Below are 24,511 nucleotides of genomic sequence, written 5' to 3'. Positions count from 1 at the left end.
CTAAGCATAGATAAAAAAAGAATAGAATCTGCTTTGATATTCCATTTAGTTATTAATCTAGCTAAAAACCAGTGAAATTAACCTAAAGGGTTTTTATTGCCTTTTATGAAATTCTAATTTAACAATTTTGTAACCTTTATAATCTAATGTATATTGCTTAAAACTATAAAATAGGAACACCTATGTTACACGGTATATATAAAAACAAATTACTTTTGAGCGCGTTGTTATTGAGCTCTTTGCCTGCGATGGCTAATGTCGTCAATGGTAATTTTGAACAATGGACAGGCAACACTCCACAAGCGTGGACGGTGATTGATAGCGGTATTAACGTATCTGCCAACAGCACAGTCGTGAGTACAGACTTACAAGCAGCTGCGATTAGCGTAAATACAGGCACACAAAGTAACACTGATTTTTTACAGCAAGTCGCGGTGGAAATGGGTGAAACTTATGAATTTTCAGTGGATGTGTATCATACCGAAGGTCATCTTAAGGCGCGTTTATTTATAGATGGTTATCAAGGCTACTCAAACCCTGCTTTAACAAACCAGTGGCAAACCATAACTTACAGCTATACCGCTGATAGTAGTAAAACGATTGATGTCGGTTTACGCTTTTACGATACAAGCGGCTTTGATGGTAGTGAGTTAGTTTATGTTGATAACTTCTTACCTAATAATGACAGCGGCGGCGGTTATCCAAGCTGCGCAGATAACAGCCTTACTTTTAACCTAACCACAGATAACTATGGCGAAGAAACCAGTTGGCAAATAACGCACAACCAGGCTGGTATAGTTGCAAGCGGCAGTGGATATGCCGCAAATACTCAATACACCGAACAATTATGCGTAGCCGATGGTGAGTATACATTTACTATTAACGACAGCTACGGCGATGGTATTTGCTGTTCATATGGCAGTGGTAGCTACGCCTTGAATAATGAAGCCACATTGCTTGCCAGTGGATCAAGCTTTCAAGCAAGTGAGTCTACCGCATTCTCATTAGGTGCTACTCAGCCAACACCGACGCCAACCGGCTACTATGTGACAACCCAAGGCTTAACTGGATACACGCTAAAAACTGAGCTTTATAACATTATTAATAACCATAACGCTCAAGGGTATTCTGCTATTTGGAGTTTTTACGACGCATCAGCACGCGATAAATACTTTGAAAATGATAACAGTATTTTAGACATGTACAGTGAAAAGCCAAATGGAGTTGATAGCTACACTTATACCGCTGTAAGCGATCAGTGTGGCACCTACAATAGCGAAGCCGATTGTTATAACCGTGAACATTCATTTCCTAAAAGCTGGTTTGGCGGTACCATAGAACCAATGAACTCTGATGTTCATCATATTTACGCCACTGACGGCTATGTAAATTCAAAGCGTAGCAACTTCCCGTTCGGTGAAGTGGCCAGCGCTACGTTTACATCAACCAATGGCAGCAAACTAGGTTCTGCAAGTAGTGCGATTAATTACACTGGTACTGTATTTGAGCCTATTGATGAATTTAAAGGTGACTTTGCTCGCGCTTATTTTTACATGGCTACACGCTACCAAAACGTAATCGGCTCTTGGCAAAATAACACTACGGCTAGTAATGCAGTACTTAACGGCTCTAGTAACCAAGTATTTGAAAATTGGGTCGTGGCTATGTTGTTAAAATGGCATAACAACGACCCCGTTAGCCAAATGGAATTAGACCGCAATCAAGCAGCGTTTGAATTTCAGGGAAATCGTAACCCGTATATCGACCACCCTGAATTTGTAGAGATGATTTGGTAAAAGGGCTTCGGGCTTCGGGCTTCGGGCTTCGGGCTTCGGGCTTCGCAGAAAAGCATATGCCTTTGCACTTGCAAAGGCTTTTCTTACGCCTATTTTATAATAATATTTTATTGCACTTAGGTTCGTAACACTCAACCCAAACTACGGCGCTATAATTTACTTCTGCCAGCTAAAGGCTGAAAGCTTACCGCTAAAAACTGCTCTAAACGTAAAAAGCCCCAGCTAATGCCGGGGCTTTTCATAAAACAGACTTAATTAAAAATTAAGCTTGTTTTGGACGTTCAACAACATCTACCAAAGTCCAAGATTTGTTCTTAGAGATTGGAGCGCATTCACGGATAGTAACTACGTCACCCGCTTTTGCAGTGTTATTTTCGTCATGTACGTGTAACTTAGTCGTACGTTTGATGAATTTCCCATAGATTGGGTGCTTCACGTAACGTGCGATAGCAACAGTGAAAGATTTTTCCATCTTGTCGCTGATTACACGGCCTTGAAGAGTACGAATTTTATCGCTCATTATTGACCTGCCTTCTGGTTAATAATTGTTTTTACACGCGCGATATCGCGACGTACTGTTCTTAGCGTGTGTGTCTGAGCTAACTGACCAGTGCTTGCTTGCATGCGCAGGTTAAACTGCTCACGAAGAAGACCTAGAAGTTCAGCATTTAGCTCTTCTACGCTTTTATCTTTTAGTTCGCTTGCTTTCATCACATTACCGTCCGAGTTACGAAAGTTGTTTTGAATGGCAGTTTACGAGCAGCAAGGTTAAACGCTTCACGAGCAAGCTCTTCTGAAACACCTTCCATTTCGTAAAGTACTTTACCAGGCTGAATTTCAGCAACCCAATATTCAACAGAACCTTTACCTTTACCCATACGAACTTCAAGAGGTTTTTCTGTGATCGGCTTGTCAGGGAAGACACGGATCCAGATTTTACCTTGACGTTTCACGTGACGCGTCATAGCACGACGAGCTGCTTCGATTTGACGAGCAGTCATGCGGCCACGACCAGTAGCTTTCAAACCGAAAGTACCGAAGCTTACTTTGTTACCGTTTTGCGCTAGACCACGGTTGCGGCCTTTATGCATTTTACGGAATTTTGTACGTTTTGGCTGTAACATTACTCGCTACCTCTACTTAGCACTTTTTTTGGCTTTCTTTGGTGCGCGTTTAGCTGGCTTCTCTTGCTCTTGTACTAGTGGTAAACCACCAATAACTTCGCCTTTGAAGATCCAAACTTTAACACCAATGATACCGTAAGTGGTTAAGGCTTCAGAAGTTGCGTAGTCGATATCAGCACGAAGAGTATGTAGAGGTACACGACCTTCACGATACCATTCTGAACGTGCGATTTCTGCGCCGCCAAGACGACCGCTAACTTCAACTTTAATCCCTTTAGAACCGATGCGCATTGCATTTTGTACCGAACGCTTCATAGCGCGACGGAACATAACACGACGCTCTAGCTGAGAGGCAATGCCGTCTGCTACTAGTTGTGCATCTAGTTCTGGTTTACGTACTTCAGAAATATTAATCTGAGCAGGTACACCAGCGATTTTAGTTACCGCTTGACGTAATTTTTCTACGTCTTCGCCTTTTTTACCGATAACAACACCCGGACGAGCCGTGTGAATAGTTACTCGGATAGATTTTGCTGGACGCTCAATAACGATTTTAGACACAGAAGCCGCTTTTAATTCCTTAGTAAGGAATGTACGTACTTTGTGATCGCCAAAAAGCTGTGCAGAGAAATCTTTTGAATTCGCGTACCAGGTAGAAACCCAAGGTTTAGATATACCTAGGCGAATACCAGTAGGATGAACTTTTTGTCCCATTACTTATATCTCCTAGCTATCTGAAACCACAACAGTGATGTGGCTTGTACGCTTAAGGATGCGGTCTGCGCGTCCTTTAGCACGTGGCATAATACGTTTCATTGTTGGACCATCGTCCACAAAAATCGTTGTTACACGTAGCTCATCAATGTCAGCACCTTCGTTATGCTCTGCGTTAGCAATAGCAGACTCAAGTACTTTCTTAACTAATACAGCCGCTTTTTTCGGGCTGTACGCCAGGATTTCTAGTGCGCGATCGACAGGTAACCCGCGGATCTGATCTGCAACTAGACGTGCTTTTTGCGCCGAACCAGAGGCGAATTTATGTTTAGCTAATGCTTGCATTTATCTTCCCCTCTTAACGTTTCTTCGCTTTCTTATCCGCAGCATGGCCACGGTAAGTGCGAGTTGGTGCAAATTCACCTAGTTTGTGACCGATCATTTCGTCAGAAACGAAAACTGGTACATGCTGGCGACCATTATGGACAGCAATGGTCAATCCGATCATGTTAGGTATGATCATTGAACGACGGCTCCAAGTTTTAATTGGCTTCTTTTCACCGCTTTCCAAAGCTTTCTCTACCTTCTTCAGCAAGTGTAGGTCTATAAAAGGACCCTTCTTGAGAGAGCGTGGCATGGCTATTCCTCAATATTACTTAGTACGACGACGTACTATAAATTTATCCGTACGCTTGTTCTTACGCGTCTTAGCACCTTTAGTCGGTTTACCCCATGGAGACACAGGATGACGACCACCAGATGTACGACCTTCACCACCACCGTGTGGGTGATCAACCGGGTTCATGGCAACACCACGAACTGTCGGACGAATACCACGCCAGCGATTTGCACCTGCTTTACCAAGTGAACGAAGCATATGCTCAGCATTGCCTACTTCACCTAGCGTAGCACGACAGTCAGCTTCAACTTTACGAACTTCGCCTGAACGAAGACGTAATGTTACATATTGACCATCACGAGCAAGGATTTGAACGTATGCACCAGCAGAACGTGCAATTTGAGCACCTTTACCTGGTTTTAATTCTACGTTGTGAACAGTCGAACCTACAGGCATATTACGCATAGGTAATGCATTACCAGGTTTGATTGGTGCATCAACACCAGACTGGATTGCATCGCCAGCTTTTAAGCCTTTAGGTGCGATAATGTAACGACGCTCACCGTCTGCATATAATACAAGAGCGATGTTTGCGCTACGATTTGGATCATATTCTAAACGCTCAACAGTGGCTGGAATGCCATCTTTAGTACGTTTAAAATCGATTAAACGGTAATGCTGCTTATGACCACCACCGATATGACGAACCGTAATACGACCATTGTTATTACGACCACCTGATTTAGAGTTTTTCTCTAAAAGTGGTGCGTAAGGTTTACCCTTATGTAAATCTGGGTTAACCACTTTAACTAGGTGACGACGACCCGCAGAAGTTGGCTTACACTTTTGAAGTGCCATAATTCTAACTCCCCTTATTACTCGGCGCCGCCGACAAAGTCCAGCTCGCTACCTTCTTTAAGAGTAACGTAAGCTTTCTTCCAGTCGCTACGACGACCGAAACGCATGCCAGTACGTTTTGTTTTACCCTTAACGTTAAGTGTGCGAACACCAGTTACTTCTACTTCAAAAAGCTTCTCAACTGCCGCTTTAACTTCAGCTTTAGTTGCGTCATTTGCTACTTTGAAAACAATCGTGTTGTTTTCTTCAGCAGCGATTGTGCTTTTTTCAGAGATGTGTGGAGCAAGGATCACTTTTAAAAGACGTTCTTCACGGATCATGCTAGCGCCTCCTCAAGTTGCTTAACAGCAGCAGCTGTAATTAGTACCTTGTCGAAAGCAATTAAGCTTACAGGATCGATACCAGCTACATCACGTGTGTCAACCTTGTACAGGTTACGTGCCGATAAGAAAAGATTTTCATCTACTTCTTCAGTCACGATAAGAACATCTTTAAGCTCAAGTTCTTTAAGCTTAGCAACTAGTTCTTTAGTTTTTGGTGCTTCAAGACCAAAACTTTCAACAACGATTAAACGCTCTTGACGAACTAATTCAGATAAGATGCTTTTGATCGCACCGCGGTACATTTTACGGTTTACTTTTTGGCTGTGGTCTTGTGGTTTAGCTGCGAAGCTAACGCCACCTGAACGCCAAATTGGACTACGGATTGTACCAGCACGTGCACGGCCAGTACCTTTTTGAGCCCATGGTTTTTTACCACCACCGCTTACTTCAGAACGTGTCTTCTGAGCACGAGTACCTTGACGAGCACCTGCTGCGTATGCAACAACTACTTGGTGTACTAATGCTTCGTTAAACTCACGTCCAAAAGTAGCTTCAGAAACTTCAAGAGCGCCAGAAGCGTCTTTAATTGCTAATTCCATCACTAAATCTCCAGGACTTATGCTTTAACAGCTGGTTTAACGATAACGTCACCGCCGATAGCGCCAGGTACTGCACCTTTAACTAAAAGCAGGTTACGCTCAGCGTCAACGCGAACTAGTTCAAGGTTCTGAGTTGTTACTTGCTCATTACCCATTTGACCGGCCATTTTCTTACCTTTAAACACCTTACCAGGTGATTGGTTTTGACCGATTGAACCAGGAGCACGGTGAGATAGAGAGTTACCATGTGTAGCGTCTTGCATGCTGAAATTCCAGCGCTTAACACCACCTTGGAAACCTTTACCTTTAGAAGTACCGGTTACGTCAACTTTGTTGATTTCGTTGAATAATTCAACCGTAAGCTCTGCGCCTACTTCAAAATCGCCTTCACCACCATTTAGGCGGAATTCCCACAGACCGCGACCCGCTTCAACACCAGCTTTAGCGAAGTGACCCGCTGTTGCTTTGTTTACACGGCTTGCTTTTTTAGTGCCTGCGGTTACTTGAAGCGCGTTATAACCGTCTGTTGCGTCAGATTTGATCTGAGCAATGCGGTTAGGAGTCGCTTCAATAACTGTCACAGGGATAGATACACCATCTTCAGTGAAGATACGTGTCATACCCACTTTACGACCGACTAGACCTAATGCCATTTTCCTAAAACCTCTCTAATCTTCCGATTAACCCAGGCTGATTTGAACATCAACACCAGCAGCAAGGTCTAAACGCATAAGTGCGTCTACAGTCTTGTCAGTTGGTTCTACGATGTCGATCAGACGTTTATGGGTGCGGATCTCGTACTGATCACGCGCGTCTTTATTAACGTGCGGTGATGTAAGTACAGTAAAACGTTCAAAGCGTGTAGGTAGTGGAATTGGACCACGTACTTGTGCGCCAGTGCGTTTCGCAGTTTCCACGATTTCCGCCGTTGATTGGTCAATCAAACGGTGGTCAAAAGCTTTTAGGCGAATACGAATGCGTTGATTTGACATTCTTAAACCTCAATATAAAGAGCATTTAAAGAGCATAAAAAAACGACCGAAACAATCTTAATAATTAAGATGCCGGTTGTTAGATTATATCTACGTTGAGTTCCAAATCGGAACTCCTGTTTATTAGCTTGAAATCCAAGCTTAATTTATTCTTTCTTGTTCCCGAGGGAATTTTGAAAGCCTGCGTATTATAATGATGCTGGTGATAAATGCAACAACTATTTAGACATAATTGCTTTGCAATTGTCGTTTAAATAACAGTCAAGTTTAACAATAGTGAACGTAATGGAAGTGATGATGTCACTATAATGTCATAGCTTGTCGATTAATCTGCAGAGGATCTTTGCGATAATATGTTATCCTATGCGCTAATTTTGCTGTTATATACCCATATTGGTTTGGGTAACTACTCTCTTATGGTGAGTCAATGCGTATTTTAAATTATGGTTTAAATCTTATCTCTGGTGGTATTAGCCGTTTGTTTGTTAAAAGCAAAGTACTGCCTGAAAAGCCGTTAGAGCAATTTGAGTTAAACCCTAAAAACCCGACCTTTTATATAGTGCGTTTAAATTCACGCTTTGATTTAGCGGCACTCGCGCGTGTATGTAAACGAAATGGTTTACCCGACCCAACCGAGCAGCAAGTGTTAGGTAACCAAGCGTTAGATCGTTTTATTGGCATTAAAAACCCACCACCGTTATTTGGTAATAAAGAAAAGCCTACCAACGCATTAGATCAGGGCAAGCAAATCATTGAACACTTATTAAATAGTGGCCAAAAAAATGTGCAGGTTGTGCCTGTGACTATTTTATGGGGCAGAGCGCCGGGTAAAGAGAAGCCAGGACTGAGTACTTTACTTTCGCATTCACTTACGCCCAGCTGGTTTAGAAAAATATTTGTGGTACTTTTTTCAGGTAGAGACAACTTTATTCGTTTTAGCCAACCACTCGATTTATCACTATTGGTGAACGAAAAAGCCGATGTAAATGAGCTTCCGCATAAACTACTTCGCGTAGCTAGAGTACACTTTAAGCGCCAGAAGCTGGCTGCCACAGGGCCTAAAATCCCATCTCGAGATCAATTATTTAGCTCACTACTGGCATCCCCAACGATAAAAAAAGCGATTCAAACTGAAGCGTCTGAAAAAAATATTAGCCAAGCCCAAGCGCGACAAAACGCATTAAAGCTTCTTGATGAAATTGCTGCTAATTACAGCGACGCCACCATTCGCGTTGCCGATCGCATATTAACCTGGCTTTGGAACAAGCTGTATAATGGGATTGATATAAAGTACACCGAGCAAATCCATGACCTAACCAACAAAGGCCATGAAATAATCTACATGCCGTGTCATCGTAGTCATATGGATTACTTGCTACTGACCTACTCTATTTACCATCAAGGGCTTGTTCCACCGCATATTGCAGCGGGTATTAACTTAAACTTTTTCCCAGCCGGTGGCATATTCCGCCGCAGTGGCGCGTTTTTTATTCGCCGCTCGTTTGCTGGTAACAAACTTTACTCAGCGGTGTTTAAAGAATACTTAAGCCAGTTATTTATCAAAGGTTACTCGGTAAAGTTTTATACCGAGGGTGGGCGCAGCAGAACGGGACGTTTACTACCCCCTAAAACCGGCATGCTCGCAATGACAATGCAAGCCATGTTGCGCGGTATAGACAGACCTATATCTATTGTGCCGGTATATATTGGTTACGAGCACGTCATGGAAATCAATACCTATTTAAAAGAGCTGGCTGGGAACGATAAAAAAGGCGAATCGATATTAGGTATTTTTAAAGCGATTAAAAATTTAAAAAACTATGGTCGTGGTTATTTAAACTTTGGCGACCCTATTTCTATCAATCAGTATTTAAATGATAACCAGCCTGACTGGCGTGAATCAATTCATGCAACCGATGTGCAAAAACCACAATGGTTAGGGCCGCAGGTGGCTAATCTTGCTGATCAGGTTATGGTTAAAATTAACAATGCCGCCGCACTTAACTCAGTTAACTTACTGGCGATGATACTGCTGGTAAACGATAAGCAGGCATTGAGTAAGCCAAAGCTGTTAGCTCAGCTTGAGTTTTACTTACGATTGCAACGTGAAGCCAGCTATAGCAGTAAAATAACCGCACCAGATGAAACACCAGAGCAGCTACTTGAACATGCCTTAAAGCTTAATAAGTTTGATGTGATCAGTGATGAGTTTGGCGAAATAATTGCGATAAGCGATAAAGAAAAAACCTTATTCAACTATTACCGTAATAACATTTTACATATTTTTGCGGTGCCTAGTTTAGTGGCGCTGCATTTATTTAAGCAACATCAAAGCACCGTAACTCAGTGCCATCAGCTGGTGAAATCTTTTTATCCATTGTTTGCTAAAGAGTGGTACTTGCAAGAGTTAGATGAGAGCTACGTTACTCGTATTTTAACTAACTTTAGTGATCAAGGCTTAATTGCGCTTGATGGTGATAACATTAAAGTGACTCAAAATAACGATAGCTTTGCCAAACTCGAAATGCTCGGTCGTGCATTGAGCTTTACTTTGCAACGTTATGCGATTGTGATTGGCTTTATTCAAACCAGCCAAGGGATTGAAAAAGCAGAGCTTGAACGTGAAAGCTATGTGCTGGCGCAGCGCTTGGGTACGTTACATGGCATTAAAACGCCGGAGTTTTTTGATAAGAAGGTACTCAGTAGCTTTATTTCAAACCTACGCGAACAAAAGCTGATTAGTGAATCAGACAGTGGCTTACAAGGCAGCTCAGCGTTGTGCGAGACTTACAAGCAACTACAAACGCTATTACCGGCACGTATTTGGCAGTCAATAACAGATATTGTGCACGCTCAATGCAAGTAAAATAAAGCCATACCCACTATATTAAAGGTATTCAATATAGTGGGTATTAGGATTAGCGCTGGCGCATTACCCCTTCTTGAATAGTAGAGGCTATCAAGTTTCCTTGGCGGTCAAAAAACTGCCCACGTACCAGCCCTCTTCCTGAGCTCGCGCTTGGGCTATCAATAGTATACAAAATCCAATCATCCATTCTAAACGGACGATGAAACCACATAGCATGGTCAATCGTCGCCACTTGCATATTCGGCTGCATAAACGATACGCCATGTGGTTGTAATGCGGTTGGTAAAAATTCAAAGTCGGACGCATACGCCAATAAATAATTATGAATGCGTTGATCGTCAGGCATATCGCCATTGGCTTTAAACCAAATATGTTTTACTGGTTCAATGGCTTCTGGTTTAAAGGGGTTATGAAAATTCACCGGGCGCATTTCAATCGGCATTTCACGAATAAATTTATTACGGATAGCTTCTGGAATATGCTGTGCATTTTCTTGATAAAACTCTAATGAAGAACGTAGCTCTTCAGGGGCAGGAACATCTGGCATGGTCGCTTGATGCGATAACCCTTGTTCATCACCTTGAAACGACGCCGTCATGTAAAAAATAGGCTTACCGTACTGAATCGCGCTAACACGACGCGTACTAAAACTTTTACCATCGCGAATCGTTTCAACGTCATACACTATCGGCTTTGCAGCATCGCCTGGGCGTAAAAAGTAAGAATGTAATGAGTGAACAATTCGCCCCGCTGGCAGTGTTTCTTTGGCTGCTGAAAGCGCTTGCCCCATAACTTGACCGCCAAACACCGCTCTAAAACCTAAGTCTTGGCTTTGTCCTCGGTATAAACCTTGTTCAATTTCTTCAAGTGATAACAACGACAATAAATCATCTAATACTTGGCTCATTATTTCTTCCTCAATCCCCTAATTTCTAAATGATACTATACAATACTGGAAAAATACCAACACACTGAGTGAGGAAAACTAATATGGCTTTTTGGCTATTTAAAACCGAACCCGACGCCTTTTCAATTGATGACTTAAAGTATGCACCTGAACAAACCACGTTATGGGAAGGCGTGCGAAACTACCAAGCGCGTAACTTTATCCGCGATGATGTTAAACAAGGTGATTTAGTGATGATTTATCATTCTAGCTGTAAACAGGTTGGCGTTGCGGGAATAGGAATTGTCACTAAAGCCGCTTACCCTGATCCGACTCAGTTTGATTTAAGTAGCGATTATTATGATGCCAAAGCAACCGTTGAGACCCCCCGTTGGTTTGTGGTGGAAGTAACCTACCATTCTCATCTCAGTAGCATAGTGAGCTTGCAAGCAATTAAGGCAAATGAGTCAGTGACAGACATTGCACTTAAAAAAGGGGGACGTTTATCGATCATGCCAGTGACCGAAAATGACTGGAATGAAATTTTGAACATGGCTTAATAGTCGCAAAGGTAACATACATTTTGCCATTAAACAGGCAGTCCACCAGCACAGTATAGCTTGGCTCAATTTCTCTTATGCCCTCAGATTTGCTATGATCTGCGGATTGTGCGCACTGGAGGAAAAATGAAATTACTATACTGGTTAGATGAATGGTTAACTCTCAGCGATAATGAGAAGCAAGCAAAACTACCTACCTCTGGTGGGGATTTACTCGGTGATGTGTATGTAAAATATCACTTTGTTGATCTCAACAAACCCCTGCTTTTTACTTTTTCACCTGCCGGTACTGATGTACAAGAGCGTGATTTGAACGAAGACTTTGCACCTTGGGGCTATCATTTAGCACAAAAGCAAAACGTTAATATTATTGCGTTTCAGCATTTGGGTAAAAGTAATTGGTTTCGTAACCGCAATTTAATCTTTTTTATTGAGCAACTATCAACTCTACTCTCTCCTTTTGAAACCAAGCTAGGCTATGGACTTAGTCGTGGCGGCTTTGCTGTGGGTGCATTTGCTAAATTACTCAAACTCGACAAAGTACTGCTTTTCCATCCTGTTAGCACTAAAAACAAACTTATCGCCCCTTGGGATGACCGCTCAAGTACCGACATTGCCCAGCAATATGACTGGCAAGGTGACTACCATGATTTAGATTTAGGGGATGCAGAGGGCTACATTATTTACGACCCAACCAACCGCATTGACCGCCAACACGCTAAACGCTACCAGCAGCTCACTCACTTACGCGTATTTGGGATGGGGCACGGCACCCATGCCACTTATTTAAATAAGTTTGGGTTTTATAAACAAGTGGCTGTTGATTTTATTGCTAATCAACAAATCGACATTGCACAATTTAGGCTACAAACAAAAACACTGCGTTTAAAAGAGGATTATTATAAAAAACTTAATAAAGCCAATGCTAATTCGCCGCATCGTCAAGCGTTATTAAGTACCGCTCACACTATTTTAATCGACGAAAAAGCAGCCCACGTGCAAGAGCACCAAGAAAAAATTGATATTCAACCTTTAATAGACGTAGCCATTAAGCATCAAGATGAAAATCCAAATGATGCCATTAAACTATTAGAAGTGGCTCAACAGCTAGCGCCAGACGACCCGCTGGTTGAGCATAAGCTGAGACAATTAGAATAAGTAACAAAAGGTACTCATTCTTTACTTTTTCTTGGCGTGCCCTTGCTTGGGCACAATCGAAAAGTAAAGAATCAGCGCTATCCACGAAAAGAAGATAGCGCCGACTAGCCAGCCATTTTTTTCATGGCCTTGGCTACGCTTACTGTTAAGAATTATCATAATAGGGAAAATGTAAGCACATAAAACGATAATTAAAAACGCAATTTCAGTCATTATTTTTCCAAGCTAGGCCAGTCAACTTCATTACTCAATACTCGCTCTTGCGCAATGTAATGCAAAATATCCCCGGCGTTTACTGCATAATCTAAAGGCGGATTTAAATCCATATTTTTTGCACTTAAATTATGAGCCACACCTAACAATATTGCATCATGATCGTACTTAAAGTGATGAAATAATTTACCAAACTCCATGGTTTTTACATTACTAGGGATTTGTAAACTAAACTGCGTATCACCATGCAAGGTTGATAATAGTTCCTCTTGTACACGACTTGAGCCTGGGTCTTGCATTGAGCGCACTAAAATCTCTGCCGATTTAGTACTGCTACACTCTACGTTGTGGCAATGTTCTAATAACATTTCCACTTTTGTTTCATCAAAAAAGTGTGCACTTATGTGACAATCTTCTTTGACTAAACGGCTAATACGCAATGCAGTGGTAAATGTTTGGTCGTCATCTTGGCCATCAATAATCACTTTATCGGCGTGGCGAATGGCAACGCGTTCTAATTCATCCAAATCGGTGAAACTGGTTAGGCGAGCAAAATCAACATTCTCATTACTTAAAAACGGATGCTCTATTTGTTCAGTAACCGCTAATAAAATACGGCGATCTGTCCGCTTAGTATCAGCCAAAATGTAGTCGATCATTTTTTTGGTACGAGCATTATGCCAACCAAAAATAATAATATGATTGCTACTGTGAGCAAAGTTTTTATCACCAGTCATAGCGCGCCTAATTAAGTAAGTTACTGTTTGTCCTGTTTTACCCAACAAGACACCAAATAAAGCCAAACCAAAAGGTATTTGTATTAATGCGACAACCCAACGACCTAAGTCAGTTGATGGACTTAAATCCCCATACCCTACCGTTGAAGTGGTTACCGTGTAGTAGTAAAAAAAAGTACCCGGTGAAAGCAGTGCCTGCTCATTTGCCACTAATAATAAGCACCAAGTAAGCAGCATATGTAAAGATGTTGCTATTACAACAGACTGCCAACTTACCTGATCAATATGGCTGCGCAACAGCACAACAATACGTTTAAAAATATGATGCATAATTTTTTGTTAATCGATTAATTATTTGAATCATTTAGTAACACGATACTGCACATGATAACACTTAAGCAACGTTTTACTGTAATCGAAATATTCACGGTTCGTTATGAAGAAAAATAAGAGTAAACTATAGTTATAAAGTTATGAGGAAAAATATGGGTCTATTATGTCAGGTGTTTTAGCGTCAGTTGATCAGCGTACTCAGCTTGTAGGCGAAAATCGTTTAGAGTTGCTACTTTTTTATTTGCATAGCCGCCATTTATTTGCACTCAATGTATTTAAAATAAAAGAAGTGGTAAAGCTTCCCCGTTTAAGCAAAATACCGCACTCTCACCCTAAGGTAACCGGTGTAGCCAATATACGCGGTGAATCTATCCCAGTGATTGACCTTCGCCAAGCCATTTCTATGGCTAAAAAAGAATATGGTGAAGATTGTAATCTGGTCATAACTGAATATAACCGTACCACACAAGGTTTTTTAATTGGCAAGGTTGATCAAATCATGAATATGACCTGGTCTGACATTATGCCGCCACCCAGCTCTGTGGGTAAAAATCATTATATTACGGCACTAACTAAAGTGCAGCGTGATGGCCAAGAGCAATTAGTTGAAATTATTGATGTAGAAAAAGTACTCGCTGAAATAGTTGAGTACGAGGTCAATATTACTGATGGGGTGTTGGATGAAACCATCGTAAACGAATTTGCAGGACGCAAAATATTGCACGCCGATGATTCGCCAACAGCACGTAAACAAGTTAGCGATACGTTATCGCAGCTTGGCATCGAAATTATTCCTGCCAGTAACGGCCTAGAAGCCCTACAAATGCTCAAAAGCTGGGCTGATGAAGGACGCGATGTTGAAAAAGAGCTGCTAATGGTGATTACCGATGCCGAAATGCCTTCGATGGATGGCTATCGCTTAACCTATGAAATACGTAACGACAACCGCTTAAAAAACTTACATGTGGTGCTTAACACGTCCCTGAGTGGTAGCTTTAACCAAGCCATGGTGGAAAAAGTAGGCTGTAATGCATTTTTATCAAAATTTCAGCCCGACTTACTCGTTCAAGAAGTACAAAATCGCTTAAAGCAAGTGCTTGGTGATTCATAATTGAGCATAACTAGCAAATACCGACCAAGGTAAGTATTTGCTAGCGACATTCCCTCATCAACAACCTTTAAAAAGTCTGCTTTACTGAGCGTTTATTCAAAGCGGTGTTTGCTAATCCTAAGATTTCATGATTAATTAACAAATAAGTTTTCACTAACTCGTTATTAATTATGCTTAATAAAGTTGCCAGTCCATTTACCAAGCTCGTCGAGCGCTACTTACCCGACCCATTTATATTTGTTATTTTGCTCACCATTATTACTTTAGTCATTGCGAATTTAGCGACCCCTGCAACCACACTTGAGGTAATAACATCATGGGGTAGCGGGTTTTGGAACTTACTGAGCTTTGCTATGCAAATGCTGTTGGTATTAGTAACAGGCTACATGCTTGCCAGTACCTCGTTAATAAGTAAGTTATTAACAAAATTAGCAACGCTTGCTAATACGGCTCCAAAAGCCATTATTTTAGTGACATTTATTTCGCTGTTAGCAAGCTGGCTTAATTGGGGATTTGGCTTAGTAATTGGGGCTTTATTTGCTAAAGCAATTGCCAAACAAACTCGAGTAGATTATCGGCTATTAGTAGCAAGTGCTTACTCAGGTTTTGTAGTATGGCACGGCGGATTGGCAGGTTCCGTACCACTCACCATTGCCAGCGAAGGGCATTTTTCTCAAGCGACAATGGGGATTATTGGCACCGAGCAAACATTATTCGCAGGCTTTAACATTGCGATTCTGATTGGCTTATTTATTATTATGCCGTTGGTTAATCGCTACATGCTACCGAGTGAAAAAGACAGTGTTTATATTGACCCTTCACTGCTTGAAAACACACCACCTGATAAAGTAACAATAACACGCCCTGCTCAACATTTAGAGCAAAGCAAACTGCTAGGTATGGGCATTGGATTACTCGGACTTGCCTACTTAGGCTATTACTTTTTTATCGCAGGTGGCGGCTTAAACCTCAATAGCGTAATTGCCCTGTTTTTGTTTATGGCAATCACTCTGCATCAAACACCCCATAATGTGCTTAATAGCTTGCAACAAGCGATTCCGAGTGGCGCAGGAATTGTAATTCAGTTCCCTTTTTATGCTGGCATTATGGCGGTCATGGTAGATACTGGACTGGCGCAACAAATATCACAGGGCTTTATAGCCATAGCGGATGCCGATAGCTTGCCATTTTACAGCTTTATTAGTGCAGGACTCGTTAATATGTTTGTGCCCTCAGGTGGCGGACAATGGGCGGTACAAGCGCCTATTGTTATACCTGCAGCACAAGAGCTTGGTGCAGATATGGCGCGGGTTGCTATGGCTGTGGCGTGGGGAGATGCGTGGACTAATTTAATTCAACCCTTTTGGGCATTACCGGTATTAGCCATTGCAGGATTAAAAGCTAAAGACATTATGGGCTTTTGCGTGGTACAGCTGATTATTACTGGGGTGTTTATTTCGTTGGTATTGAGCTTTTACTAATATAATCGGGCTGTAACTCATATTACAGCCCGCATTTACTTAGCTCGATAAAATTTTCATTGGCAGACTTAATATCGCGTTTTCAGAGTCCGCAAAGTGCATCATCACTGCTACATGGCCAGCAACCACCAGTGCATACATGACCGCTGAAAAGCCTTGGCCATATTTATCTAATGGCAATAAATGCGAATAATGACGGCCTCGCCATTCAAACACAATTTCCAGTGCGCCAACAAACAAAAAGAACACCAGCAACATCAAGCCAAACGTATAGCTAAGCCATAAACCAAATAGCACACCTAGTAAGCACACACTTAAACCAACCCATGAGCGCATTGAAAAGCTAATGCTTTTTAGTACATGCCCGCCATCAAGCGGTAAAATAGGCAGTAAATTGAATAAATTAAGCAGTGCACTCAGTACCGCAACGCCTGCAAATATTTCCATTTCTGTGGCGTAATAAAGCACTACGCCTAACACTGAGGTAAACAAACCAAAGGCAGGGCCCATTAGTGAGATCACCACATCTTGCCAGCGCGTAGTTATTTTATCGTCGCTAACGGCTAACCCGCCTACAAAAGGAATTAAATAAATGCCTTTGGTTTTTATCCCAAAATACTTCATAGCTCGTACGTGGCCATATTCATGTACTACCAGGCAAGCAATCAGCATTAACGCAAATTCAATAGTAAACAGCCAAGCATAACCGGCCACCGATGCGCTCGCTAGCGCCACTTTAACCACCTTAGCGCTTTTAAATAACTTAAAGCCTAGCGCCGCAAGTCCCAAAAACCCTTTTTTAGATTCGCCTTGCGCCGCCACAGGTAAAGCCAGCTGAGTGGCAAACTGATTATCTACAAATAGCGCAATACTCTGTTGGTTAACGTCACTGCTATCAATACCAATTAGCTGCTCATCAAGCATAAACTCAACATAGTTTTCACGTGGGTTTTCAAATGCAATCGCTTGCTGATCATGAAATATTTTTACAATTTGTTGCTTATCTAGCATAAGCGTAAACGGTTGTTCGGCTAGATTCAGATCGATTTTTATCATTGTTATATCAGTTCGCTTAATTAGGGGTACTATTTTGAGGCAGAAAAATCCTGTCGATAGCAAGGCAAAAACTTCGTTATTTAGTTGCTCTAAAGGAGAATTTTTTAACGCAGCTCGCGTCTGATTTGCCCCCTCAAAATGATTAAGTATTATTGCGGCTTGGTATTATAGCCATTATAAATTATGGCGCTAGTATACCTACCCACCTAAAAAACACGAGCAAGATAGAATAATTTGTCGATTGGATTTTGCTGATATTTAAAATTTAAAACAGCAATAAATACTGACAAAAACAATTCAAGCGACTATTTTTAAAACAGAAGGATATAAATTACGACCGTTAAGTTAAGGACAACAATGCACACAAAATTACCAAACATACTCGTTGTCGATGACTCAAAAGCCATTTTGATTGTCATGAAAGCTATTTTTAATGAACTCGAAATGTCGCAATCCACAACCACCTGTTTAAACCCTGTTAAAGCACTTGAAAAAGTAAAAGCTGATATAAACTATTTTGATGCCATATTTACCGATCTTAATATGCCAGAAATGGATGGCATGGAGCTGATCCGTAATTTAGGTGAAATAGGCTATTGCGGTGCAATTGTTATTATTTCTGAAATGGACCCGAAAATAATCAGCCTAGCCGCTGACCTCGCTAAACAGCACAATGTGCATTTAATTGGCAACCTATCTAAGCCTGTGCAACTCAATCAGGTAAATACGTTACTTACCAAAATCGCTCAGTTAAACAGCCACACACTTGTAAAAGAGCGCCCAATCACTAAAGAAAAACTAATTAAAGCATTAAAAAATAATGAAATAACACCTTACTATCAACCTAAAATAAATATAAACACCAATCAAATACAAAGCGTTGAAGTGCTGGCTCGCATTGTATCAAGTAAAGACGAGCGAGTTATTTTACCAAGCCGTTTTATCAGCCTGGCTGAGCAATGCGATTTAATCAATGACATTACGTTTACGCTATTTGAAAAAGCCTGTGGTGACATCAAGCAACTAAAAGAGCAGCTGGGTACAAATTTGAAATTGTCATTTAACTTATCGCCGTGTCAGTTAGATGATTTAAACAGCCCCAATAAGTTATTACAGCTTCTACAAAAACATGATGTTTTACCTAGTGATGTGGTGCTTGAAATAACCGAGCAGCATGCCCTTTCAAGCTACACTCAACTCGAAACCTTAAATAGATTAAGAATATTCGGCTTTGGTATTTCACTCGATGACTTTGGCACTGGTTTTACTAATATTAACCAACTGAAACAGCTGCCATTTACAGAAGTAAAAATAGATCGCTCTTTTATTAGCCACATAGAAACCGATAAGTTTTCTCAAGTGGTAGTCAGTTCACTAATTAATATGACAACCCAAGAGCAGCTTGAATTAGTGGCCGAAGGGGTTGAGCGCCCCGAAGAGCTGGCCTACCTCAAGCATTATCAAACAAATTTAGCTATACAGGGCTTTTTATTTAGTTGCCCAAAAGCAAAAGCTGAATTTATCTCGTGGGCCCAACACTGGATAAAAACAGCTGCTAAAACAAAAAACAGCTAACGAGATTCATTATCGTCGGCGCTGACGATATGCTCACTATCAGCTAAACGCTGGTGCCAACGCTGCTTTGCTACGGCGCGCATATTGGTTGATTGATCTCGCTCATCCACAATTTCTAAGCCCATTAACGCTTCTATCATATCCTCGAGCGTTACAATTCCTTGCACATCACCGTATTCGTCAATCACTAAGCAAATGTGGGTACGTTGGGTGAGCAATGTTTGTAATAGCGACGATACATTTTGGGTGCTCGGTACCGTATAGATAGGTTTAACTAACTTACTAATTTTGTAATCTGTGCCTAACCGATGATATGCCAACATAATATCGTTTTTATGTACAAAGCCTATGATATCGTCAGCGTCTTTGTCATAAATTAGCACTCGAGAGAATGACGACGAACCGTGTTCACTCAAGTATTGATTAACGGTAAGATCTTTATGGATTTTAAAAATGACCGTACGCGGTGTCATTAAATCGGTTAGTTTTGCATGCCTAAAGTGCAGCAAGTTACGAATGATTTCTGATTCATCAGCATGAAGCGCCCCAGACTCACTACCAATGTCGGCCATTGCTTCTATTTCTTGGCGAATATAATAGGCTTCATTATGCTTTTGACCCATCAAATTAGTAAGCTTTTGTGCTGCCCAAACAAAAGGCTTAAGGACTAGTACCAAAATACGTAAACCATAAGTCACACTAGGCGTTAAAGCACGCCAATAATTAGCCCCCAGCGTTTTAGGAATAATTTCAGATAACACCAGTACCAATAAAGTCATAATCGCAGACGCAATCCCCACAGCCGCATCTGAAAACACCACGGCAGCCTGTGCGCCCACGCCCGCAGCACCGGCAGTATGTGCAACAGTATTAAGTGTTAAAATAGCCGCTAATGGCTGATCGATATTACTTTTTAGCTTCTCTAGTTGCTTAGCCAGTACTGGCCGCTCTTTACGAAGCAGCGCAACATAACTAGGTGAAATGCTCAATAGCACCGCTTCCATGACAGAACATAGAAACGAAATCACAATCGCTGTAACCATGTAAACGATTAATAGTGTCACTTTTTTTCCTCTAAATTGGATATATGAGCATCATAACAATACATGCTATATTTGGCCAAATCTCCAATAATAATAGGCATAGTAATGAATTTAAGCGCACCTTGGCATCGTTACGCAAAACGTTTTACTCACTTGGCAGCCCTACTCACATTAAGTAGTTTGAGTTTAACGGCATTAGCTGCCCCACTCGATCAATCAAAAATTCAGTTTATCGGGCCTCTTGCAGAAGACATGCAAGCAAAGCCATTTCAAACACCGCATGGCGACGTGATTATCAATAATCTGCTTGCACAACTTGAATCAAATAAAGAAAGCTTTGTTGTGTTTGGTAAAAAGCATAAGTGGCAACCACTTGATAAAATTAACGCGCTTACTTTAGGCGGTTTACAAGCACTTAAATTTAATATTGAAACTAACCGATTTACTCAAGGCTCCTTAAACATTAAAGGAATAGAGCAAGGCCAGGTTTTTATTAACGGTGAGAAACAAAGTGGTGAAAACCAACGCTATCAGCTTGCTTTAAATAACGGCTCACACACCGTTATTGTCATTGCTCAACAGGTTGCTAATTGGAATGATGTCACCTTAGAGTTTGTGCCAAAAGCAGAAACTGACGCCGTGACCCTAACGACAAATAAGACCAAGCGCTTATCGGCTAAGCAATTGTTTGACGCCCCAACTATTAGCGGCTTGTCTTTGTCACCTGATGCTAAGCATTACTTAAGTACAACAAAGCGTTACAGCGATAAAACAGGCAACGACGCCATTACCACAACCGAGCTTAAAAATACTAATAACCAAACGGTATACCGATTTGAAGAAGCGCAGCCTAGCCAATTCACTTGGAGTCCTGATAATCAATTTTTAGTCTATTTACTCAACGGCGAATTAAAGCAGTTAAACCGTAAAACTTTCGCTATAAAAACCTTAGCCTCAGGCCTTGAGGGGGCAAGCAACTTTAGCTATTACAACGATAATAGTATTCTTTTTAGCTGGTCCAAATCACCTGAAGAAACCAATAGCCTCACTAAACATCATAAAGGCTTGCAAGACCGTTGGTCTTACGCCCGTACGGTTAGCCAATTATATTTACTCGATACCCACAGTGGTTTAACCAAAGCCCTGACCGAAGGCGTATTAAGTCATCAACTTGAAGATGCTAATAACAACCGTGGAAAACTATTAATAAGTCGTCCAGTAATGGCAATGCAAGCCTCAACCCATCCAGAGACTGAGCTGGTTGAACTTACATTAAAATCCAACAGCATAAAATCGTTAGGTAAGTTTAAAACCTTTAATCAAGCGAAATATACCGCAAACAATATTTATGTTGTTGCAGGCCCTGATTTTAAAAATGGCGCAGGCAGAGTACTACCGCAAACCATGCTGGCGAATAATTATGATGGCCAGCTGTATTTACTAACCGATAACGCTAAAAAAGTAACGGCGTTAAGTAAACAATTTGACCCTGCGATTGGCACATTGGAAGTACTAAGCAATGGCGATGCGTTAATCAAAGTGACAGAAAAAGACACCCAACCACTGTATTTATATGATCTGAGTAAACAACGCTTTAAAAAGTTAGATACAGGGTTTGATATTGTAGAACAGTTTAGTTTTTCAAATACTCGCAATACCCAGCTACTGCTCTCTGGCAGTAATGCTTCAAGCGCCCAACAACTCAAGCGCTTTGACGTAAGCAAAAATAAGGTGGAGTTAATCTGGGATTCAAACCCGATTGCATATGCCAATACCACGATTCCTAAGCTTGAAGAATTTAACTTTACCAATAAGCGTGGCGTAGAAATATCTGGTCGTGTTTACTTGCCAAGTAATATTGATAAAACTAAAAAGCACCCTGCTCTGGTCTATTACTATGGTGGCACCTCACCTGTGACTCGTGGATTTACAGGGCGTTACCCTTTTAATTTATGGGCAGCAAACGGCTATGTGGTTTATGTGGTACAGCCAACTGGTGCAACGGGCTTTGGACAAACTTTTTCAGCGCAACATGTCAATGCATGGGGCGATTATACCGCCGATGACATTATGCAAGGCACAGAGGCATTTTTAGCTAAATATGATTTTGTAGACAGAAGTAAAGTCGGTAATTTAGGGGCATCTTACGGTGGGTTTATGACGATGCTGCTTGCTACTAAAACCGATATGTTCAGCGCGTCTATTGCTCATGCGGGAATTTCAAACTTAACTTCTTACTGGGGTGAAGGATGGTGGGGATATTTATACTCAGGCGAAGCCTCTAAAAATAGTTTCCCGTGGAATAACTCTGAACTTTATAGCCAACATAGCCCAGTGTTTCATGCCGATAAAGTGACCACGCCATTACTGCTTATTCATGGTGACAGCGATACGAATGTGCCAGTAGGTGAAAGCTTAACTATGTACACCGCGCTAAAACTGCTAAATAAAGATGTTGAAATGATTGAGTACAAAGGAGCCGATCATCAAATATTTGCTCGCGATAAGCGCTTTAATTGGTGGAACACCATGTTGGCTTACTTTGATAAAAAGTTAAAAAATGAACCACAATGGTGGGATTCAATGTACGGCCAGTAGTCATTTAAATGCGCACTTAAAATCATTTATATAAAGTGCGCAATACAAAGGTAATTTCATTATTCTTTTTTGTAATATAAAGTTACCGAAAAAAATTAAACTCTGTGTTATGCATGTAACGAATAATGCTAACATGCAAGGCTACTATTAAAAAAATAACAGACTATGGCAATTAATGTTTTATTGGTTGAAGATGACGAGCTGCTAGTAAAGCGCATCCAAAATCATTTTATAAATACCGAGTTCTCTATTGACGTTGACGCAACGGGTGCCGATGCTTTAAGCATGGTTAAAAGCCGTGTAAATCAGCGCAGTGCTATTTCCTTGGCAATTATTGATATTGTGCTGCCAAAGCGTAATGGTTTACAACTTGCCAAAGAGTTAAATACGCTCACCGATATTGGTGTTATTTTGTTATCGAGCCGTGACTCACAAGCTGATCGTATTGCTGGTCTTGCTCAAGGTGCCGATGACTATATTTGCAAGCCTGTCGATTTACTCGAGCTTGAGTTGAGAATGCGCGCTTTATACAAACGTATTGCAAACAATCAACACGACGATGACAGTGAAGAGTTTATCGAATACGCTGATTTTAAACTCCATCCAGATAACCGCACACTCATTACAGCCAGTGGGATTGAATCACGGCTCACCGAAGCAGAGCATAAAGTGCTTATTTGTTTAATCGGCAATGCCGGTAAAGCCACTTCACGTGAAAAAATATCAGAAGAAATTGGCCAGCCTGATTGGAGCCCCAACGATCGTACCGTAGACGTGTTAGTGGGTCGTTTACGTAAAAAGCTTAACGATGAGAAAGATCAAAAACGCATCGTCACCGTGCGTGGTAAAGGCTATATGCTATCTATTTAGTATTGGGTTAACTGCGATAATAAACGCTCAAATGCCCGATAATTAAGCGCTTCTTTAAGCTCATTTAAACTAATTTGTGGCGCGCCTTTTAAATCACTAATGGTACGCGCTACTTTTATCACTCTATGATAAGAGCGCGGCGATAACGCCAGTTTTTCACTGGCTCTAGCTAAAAACTGTAGCTCCGCAGCGGGTAACTCGCAGTATAAGCTCATTTCTTTGTTATTTAGCCGCGCATTCACTTTACCTTGGCGTTTTAATTGTATTGCATAAGCCGCTTCTACTCGCGCTCTCACTTCAGCACTGGTTTCTTCTGCAGTCGTACTTTGTAGCTCCACGCTGCTTAGTCTAGGGAGCTCAATTTGCAAATCAATTCTATCGATAAACGGTCCCGATACCCGCGATAAATAACGCATCACTTGATCAGGGGTCGCCCGTTTATCATGATGGCACCCTGTCGGGCTGGGATTAAGTGCTGCAATAAGCTGAAACTGTGCCGGAAATTCCATTTGTCTTGCCGCGCGCGAAATCGTCACGGTTCCGGTTTCCATTGGTTCTCGTAACGAGTCCAGTACTTTGCGCTCAAATTCAGGCAGCTCATCTAAAAATAATACGCCATTGTGCGCTAACGATATTTCACCGGGTTTAGTGTCAATTACATCGTTAAATTGTAATGCATAAGGATTTACTGTAATTACATCGAAATAGTGTAATGGAGTTATTGGTAAACAGTTGTGACTACAACTAGTCTATTGTCGGTGGACATTAAAGATTAGAACTATGACACTAAAGTTTAAAGCTGTGACATTAATTTTTGCGTAGTTTGCCTTTTCTCTAACAAGGTTTTGCCCCAAAACCACTTAACGCAAATGCTCTAGAGTCGAATTTGAACGAACTACGGCAGTTACCCAAAGCAGAACAAGAGAGCTGCCTAAAATCAATTCGTTAACCTGCTTAGTTGCTCAGGCTAGCGGCCTCTGTGCGCGTAAAAAATAT

General features: G+C 41.3%; 25 protein-coding genes and 1 pseudogene. 9 read left to right on the top strand and 17 right to left on the bottom strand.

Features of this window, described 5'->3' with window-relative positions:
- The first annotated feature begins 182 nt into the window (after positions 1-182).
- On the top strand, positions 183-1,796 hold the full coding sequence (locus tag QL986_RS10500; protein WP_290191521.1) for an endonuclease: 1,614 nt from the start codon (positions 183-185) through the stop codon (positions 1,794-1,796).
- Positions 1,797-2,058: 262 nt separating this feature from the next.
- On the opposite strand, the gene rpsQ is transcribed toward QL986_RS10500, so the two are convergent.
- The 11 genes from rpsQ to rpsJ are packed head-to-tail and all read right to left on the bottom strand — an operon-like array spanning position 2,059 to position 7,025.
- On the bottom strand, positions 2,059-2,316 hold the full coding sequence (gene rpsQ, locus QL986_RS10495; protein ID WP_013463780.1) for a 30S ribosomal protein S17: 258 nt from the start codon (positions 2,314-2,316) through the stop codon (positions 2,059-2,061).
- Positions 2,316-2,507, bottom strand: a complete 192-nt coding sequence (gene rpmC, locus QL986_RS10490) for a 50S ribosomal protein L29 (protein WP_004588692.1) — start codon at positions 2,505-2,507, stop codon at positions 2,316-2,318. Before rpmC ends, rpsQ begins: the two co-directional genes overlap by 1 nt.
- A complete protein-coding gene (rplP, locus tag QL986_RS10485) occupies positions 2,507-2,920 on the bottom strand; it encodes a 50S ribosomal protein L16 (protein WP_008108352.1) in 414 nt (137 codons plus the stop codon). Before rplP ends, rpmC begins: the two co-directional genes overlap by 1 nt.
- A 12-nt stretch (positions 2,921-2,932) precedes the next feature.
- Positions 2,933-3,634 carry a 30S ribosomal protein S3 gene (rpsC, locus tag QL986_RS10480; RefSeq protein WP_008108350.1) on the bottom strand — a complete coding sequence of 234 codons (702 nt, stop codon included), beginning with the start codon at positions 3,632-3,634 and terminating at the stop codon, positions 2,933-2,935.
- Between the two features lie 12 nt (positions 3,635-3,646).
- Positions 3,647-3,979 carry a 50S ribosomal protein L22 gene (gene rplV, locus QL986_RS10475; protein WP_004588690.1) on the bottom strand — a complete coding sequence of 111 codons (333 nt, stop codon included), beginning with the start codon at positions 3,977-3,979 and terminating at the stop codon, positions 3,647-3,649.
- A 13-nt stretch (positions 3,980-3,992) separates the two neighbouring features.
- A complete protein-coding gene (rpsS, locus tag QL986_RS10470; RefSeq protein ID WP_004588689.1) occupies positions 3,993-4,271 on the bottom strand; it encodes a 30S ribosomal protein S19 in 279 nt (92 codons plus the stop codon).
- 15 nt (positions 4,272-4,286) lie between these two features.
- A complete protein-coding gene (rplB, locus tag QL986_RS10465) occupies positions 4,287-5,111 on the bottom strand; it encodes a 50S ribosomal protein L2 (protein ID WP_008108345.1) in 825 nt (274 codons plus the stop codon).
- Positions 5,112-5,128: 17 nt separating this feature from the next.
- The gene (gene rplW, locus QL986_RS10460; RefSeq protein ID WP_008108343.1) at positions 5,129-5,431 is read right to left on the bottom strand and encodes a 50S ribosomal protein L23; all 303 of its coding nucleotides are present in this window, start codon (positions 5,429-5,431) and stop codon (positions 5,129-5,131) included.
- Complete coding sequence (rplD, locus tag QL986_RS10455; protein ID WP_008108340.1) at positions 5,428-6,033, bottom strand: 50S ribosomal protein L4; 606 nt, start codon at positions 6,031-6,033, stop codon at positions 5,428-5,430. The genes rplW and rplD overlap by 4 nt, the downstream gene beginning before the upstream one ends.
- Positions 6,034-6,050: 17 nt before the next feature.
- Positions 6,051-6,686 carry a 50S ribosomal protein L3 gene (gene rplC, locus QL986_RS10450; protein ID WP_008108338.1) on the bottom strand — a complete coding sequence of 212 codons (636 nt, stop codon included), beginning with the start codon at positions 6,684-6,686 and terminating at the stop codon, positions 6,051-6,053.
- A gap of 27 nt (positions 6,687-6,713) precedes the next feature.
- Positions 6,714-7,025 (bottom strand): 30S ribosomal protein S10, encoded by a 312-nt coding sequence (rpsJ, locus tag QL986_RS10445; RefSeq protein WP_002957900.1) that lies wholly within the window; start codon positions 7,023-7,025, stop codon positions 6,714-6,716.
- 427 nt (positions 7,026-7,452) lie between these two features.
- Between rpsJ and plsB the strand changes: the two genes are divergently transcribed.
- Positions 7,453-9,891, top strand: a complete 2,439-nt coding sequence (gene plsB, locus QL986_RS10440; protein WP_290191520.1) for a glycerol-3-phosphate 1-O-acyltransferase PlsB — start codon at positions 7,453-7,455, stop codon at positions 9,889-9,891.
- A 52-nt stretch (positions 9,892-9,943) separates the two neighbouring features.
- Here plsB and tesB read toward each other — a convergent pair whose 3' ends face one another.
- Positions 9,944-10,801: an acyl-CoA thioesterase II gene (tesB, locus tag QL986_RS10435; protein ID WP_290191519.1), complete on the bottom strand. Its 858-nt coding sequence runs from the start codon at positions 10,799-10,801 to the stop codon at positions 9,944-9,946.
- Between the two features lie 83 nt (positions 10,802-10,884).
- On the opposite strand from tesB, the gene QL986_RS10430 reads away from it, so the two are divergent.
- Positions 10,885-11,340, top strand: a complete 456-nt coding sequence (locus tag QL986_RS10430; RefSeq protein WP_290191518.1) for an EVE domain-containing protein — start codon at positions 10,885-10,887, stop codon at positions 11,338-11,340.
- Positions 11,341-11,466: 126 nt separating this feature from the next.
- Positions 11,467-12,498 (top strand): cytosolic protein, encoded by a 1,032-nt coding sequence (locus QL986_RS10425; RefSeq protein WP_290191517.1) that lies wholly within the window; start codon positions 11,467-11,469, stop codon positions 12,496-12,498.
- 21 nt (positions 12,499-12,519) lie between these two features.
- On the opposite strand, the gene QL986_RS10420 is transcribed toward QL986_RS10425, so the two are convergent.
- Positions 12,520-12,711, bottom strand: coding sequence for a hypothetical protein (locus tag QL986_RS10420; RefSeq protein WP_013463775.1), 192 nt, complete (start codon positions 12,709-12,711; stop codon positions 12,520-12,522).
- Entirely contained in the window at positions 12,711-13,778 is a 1,068-nt protein-coding gene (locus QL986_RS10415; protein ID WP_069440206.1) for a potassium channel family protein, read from the bottom strand. Before QL986_RS10415 ends, QL986_RS10420 begins: the two co-directional genes overlap by 1 nt.
- 166 nt (positions 13,779-13,944) lie before the next feature.
- On the opposite strand from QL986_RS10415, the gene QL986_RS10410 reads away from it, so the two are divergent.
- Positions 13,945-14,892, top strand: coding sequence for a chemotaxis protein CheV (locus QL986_RS10410; RefSeq protein ID WP_013463773.1), 948 nt, complete (start codon positions 13,945-13,947; stop codon positions 14,890-14,892).
- 170 nt (positions 14,893-15,062) lie between these two features.
- Positions 15,063-16,373, top strand: coding sequence for a TIGR00366 family protein (locus tag QL986_RS10405; protein WP_290191516.1), 1,311 nt, complete (start codon positions 15,063-15,065; stop codon positions 16,371-16,373).
- A 39-nt stretch (positions 16,374-16,412) separates the two neighbouring features.
- On the opposite strand, the gene QL986_RS10400 is transcribed toward QL986_RS10405, so the two are convergent.
- Positions 16,413-17,429 (bottom strand): site-2 protease family protein, encoded by a 1,017-nt coding sequence (locus tag QL986_RS10400; RefSeq protein WP_028835913.1) that lies wholly within the window; start codon positions 17,427-17,429, stop codon positions 16,413-16,415.
- A gap of 357 nt (positions 17,430-17,786) precedes the next feature.
- Between QL986_RS10400 and QL986_RS10395 the strand changes: the two genes are divergently transcribed.
- Positions 17,787-19,004 (top strand): EAL domain-containing response regulator, encoded by a 1,218-nt coding sequence (locus tag QL986_RS10395; protein ID WP_028835912.1) that lies wholly within the window; start codon positions 17,787-17,789, stop codon positions 19,002-19,004.
- Here QL986_RS10395 and QL986_RS10390 read toward each other — a convergent pair.
- The gene (locus QL986_RS10390; protein ID WP_028835911.1) at positions 19,001-20,068 is read right to left on the bottom strand and encodes a hemolysin family protein; all 1,068 of its coding nucleotides are present in this window, start codon (positions 20,066-20,068) and stop codon (positions 19,001-19,003) included. The genes QL986_RS10395 and QL986_RS10390 overlap by 4 nt on opposite strands.
- 84 nt (positions 20,069-20,152) lie before the next feature.
- On the opposite strand from QL986_RS10390, the gene QL986_RS10385 reads away from it, so the two are divergent.
- The gene (locus QL986_RS10385; protein WP_290191515.1) at positions 20,153-22,645 is read left to right on the top strand and encodes a prolyl oligopeptidase family serine peptidase; all 2,493 of its coding nucleotides are present in this window, start codon (positions 20,153-20,155) and stop codon (positions 22,643-22,645) included.
- Between the two features lie 165 nt (positions 22,646-22,810).
- Positions 22,811-23,515 carry a response regulator transcription factor gene (locus QL986_RS10380; RefSeq protein ID WP_013463763.1) on the top strand — a complete coding sequence of 235 codons (705 nt, stop codon included), beginning with the start codon at positions 22,811-22,813 and terminating at the stop codon, positions 23,513-23,515.
- On the opposite strand, the pseudogene QL986_RS10375 reads toward QL986_RS10380, so the two are convergent.
- A pseudogene (locus QL986_RS10375) lies at positions 23,512-24,162 on the bottom strand (ATP-binding protein); the annotation flags it as partial. The gene QL986_RS10380 and the pseudogene QL986_RS10375 sit on opposite strands and share 4 nt — an antisense overlap.
- Positions 24,163-24,511 lie beyond the last annotated feature (349 nt).

This window comes from Pseudoalteromonas sp. APC 3250, assembly GCF_030407915.1.
Lineage (GTDB): Bacteria > Pseudomonadota > Gammaproteobacteria > Enterobacterales > Alteromonadaceae > Pseudoalteromonas > Pseudoalteromonas tetraodonis.
This window is presented reverse-complemented; position numbering and strand designations above follow the sequence as displayed.

What these genes read in the sequence shown, in the direction of transcription:
- QL986_RS10500 (WP_290191521.1), top strand. Translation starts at nt 183, where the DNA reads ATGTTACACGGTATATATAAAAACAAATTACTTTTGAGCGCGTTGTTA.
- rpsQ (WP_013463780.1), bottom strand. Translation starts at nt 2,316, where the DNA reads ATGAGCGATAAAATTCGTACTCTTCAAGGCCGTGTAATCAGCGACAAG.
- rpmC (WP_004588692.1), bottom strand. Translation starts at nt 2,507, where the DNA reads ATGAAAGCAAGCGAACTAAAAGATAAAAGCGTAGAAGAGCTAAATGCT.
- rplP (WP_008108352.1), bottom strand. Translation starts at nt 2,920, where the DNA reads ATGTTACAGCCAAAACGTACAAAATTCCGTAAAATGCATAAAGGCCGC.
- rpsC (WP_008108350.1), bottom strand. Translation starts at nt 3,634, where the DNA reads ATGGGACAAAAAGTTCATCCTACTGGTATTCGCCTAGGTATATCTAAA.
- rplV (WP_004588690.1), bottom strand. Translation starts at nt 3,979, where the DNA reads ATGCAAGCATTAGCTAAACATAAATTCGCCTCTGGTTCGGCGCAAAAA.
- rpsS (WP_004588689.1), bottom strand. Translation starts at nt 4,271, where the DNA reads ATGCCACGCTCTCTCAAGAAGGGTCCTTTTATAGACCTACACTTGCTG.
- rplB (WP_008108345.1), bottom strand. Translation starts at nt 5,111, where the DNA reads ATGGCACTTCAAAAGTGTAAGCCAACTTCTGCGGGTCGTCGTCACCTA.
- rplW (WP_008108343.1), bottom strand. Translation starts at nt 5,431, where the DNA reads ATGATCCGTGAAGAACGTCTTTTAAAAGTGATCCTTGCTCCACACATC.
- rplD (WP_008108340.1), bottom strand. Translation starts at nt 6,033, where the DNA reads ATGGAATTAGCAATTAAAGACGCTTCTGGCGCTCTTGAAGTTTCTGAA.
- rplC (WP_008108338.1), bottom strand. Translation starts at nt 6,686, where the DNA reads ATGGCATTAGGTCTAGTCGGTCGTAAAGTGGGTATGACACGTATCTTC.
- rpsJ (WP_002957900.1), bottom strand. Translation starts at nt 7,025, where the DNA reads ATGTCAAATCAACGCATTCGTATTCGCCTAAAAGCTTTTGACCACCGT.
- plsB (WP_290191520.1), top strand. Translation starts at nt 7,453, where the DNA reads ATGCGTATTTTAAATTATGGTTTAAATCTTATCTCTGGTGGTATTAGC.
- tesB (WP_290191519.1), bottom strand. Translation starts at nt 10,801, where the DNA reads ATGAGCCAAGTATTAGATGATTTATTGTCGTTGTTATCACTTGAAGAA.
- QL986_RS10430 (WP_290191518.1), top strand. Translation starts at nt 10,885, where the DNA reads ATGGCTTTTTGGCTATTTAAAACCGAACCCGACGCCTTTTCAATTGAT.
- QL986_RS10425 (WP_290191517.1), top strand. Translation starts at nt 11,467, where the DNA reads ATGAAATTACTATACTGGTTAGATGAATGGTTAACTCTCAGCGATAAT.
- QL986_RS10420 (WP_013463775.1), bottom strand. Translation starts at nt 12,711, where the DNA reads ATGACTGAAATTGCGTTTTTAATTATCGTTTTATGTGCTTACATTTTC.
- QL986_RS10415 (WP_069440206.1), bottom strand. Translation starts at nt 13,778, where the DNA reads ATGCATCATATTTTTAAACGTATTGTTGTGCTGTTGCGCAGCCATATT.
- QL986_RS10410 (WP_013463773.1), top strand. Translation starts at nt 13,945, where the DNA reads ATGTCAGGTGTTTTAGCGTCAGTTGATCAGCGTACTCAGCTTGTAGGC.
- QL986_RS10405 (WP_290191516.1), top strand. Translation starts at nt 15,063, where the DNA reads ATGCTTAATAAAGTTGCCAGTCCATTTACCAAGCTCGTCGAGCGCTAC.
- QL986_RS10400 (WP_028835913.1), bottom strand. Translation starts at nt 17,429, where the DNA reads ATGATAAAAATCGATCTGAATCTAGCCGAACAACCGTTTACGCTTATG.
- QL986_RS10395 (WP_028835912.1), top strand. Translation starts at nt 17,787, where the DNA reads ATGCACACAAAATTACCAAACATACTCGTTGTCGATGACTCAAAAGCC.
- QL986_RS10385 (WP_290191515.1), top strand. Translation starts at nt 20,153, where the DNA reads ATGAATTTAAGCGCACCTTGGCATCGTTACGCAAAACGTTTTACTCAC.
- QL986_RS10380 (WP_013463763.1), top strand. Translation starts at nt 22,811, where the DNA reads ATGGCAATTAATGTTTTATTGGTTGAAGATGACGAGCTGCTAGTAAAG.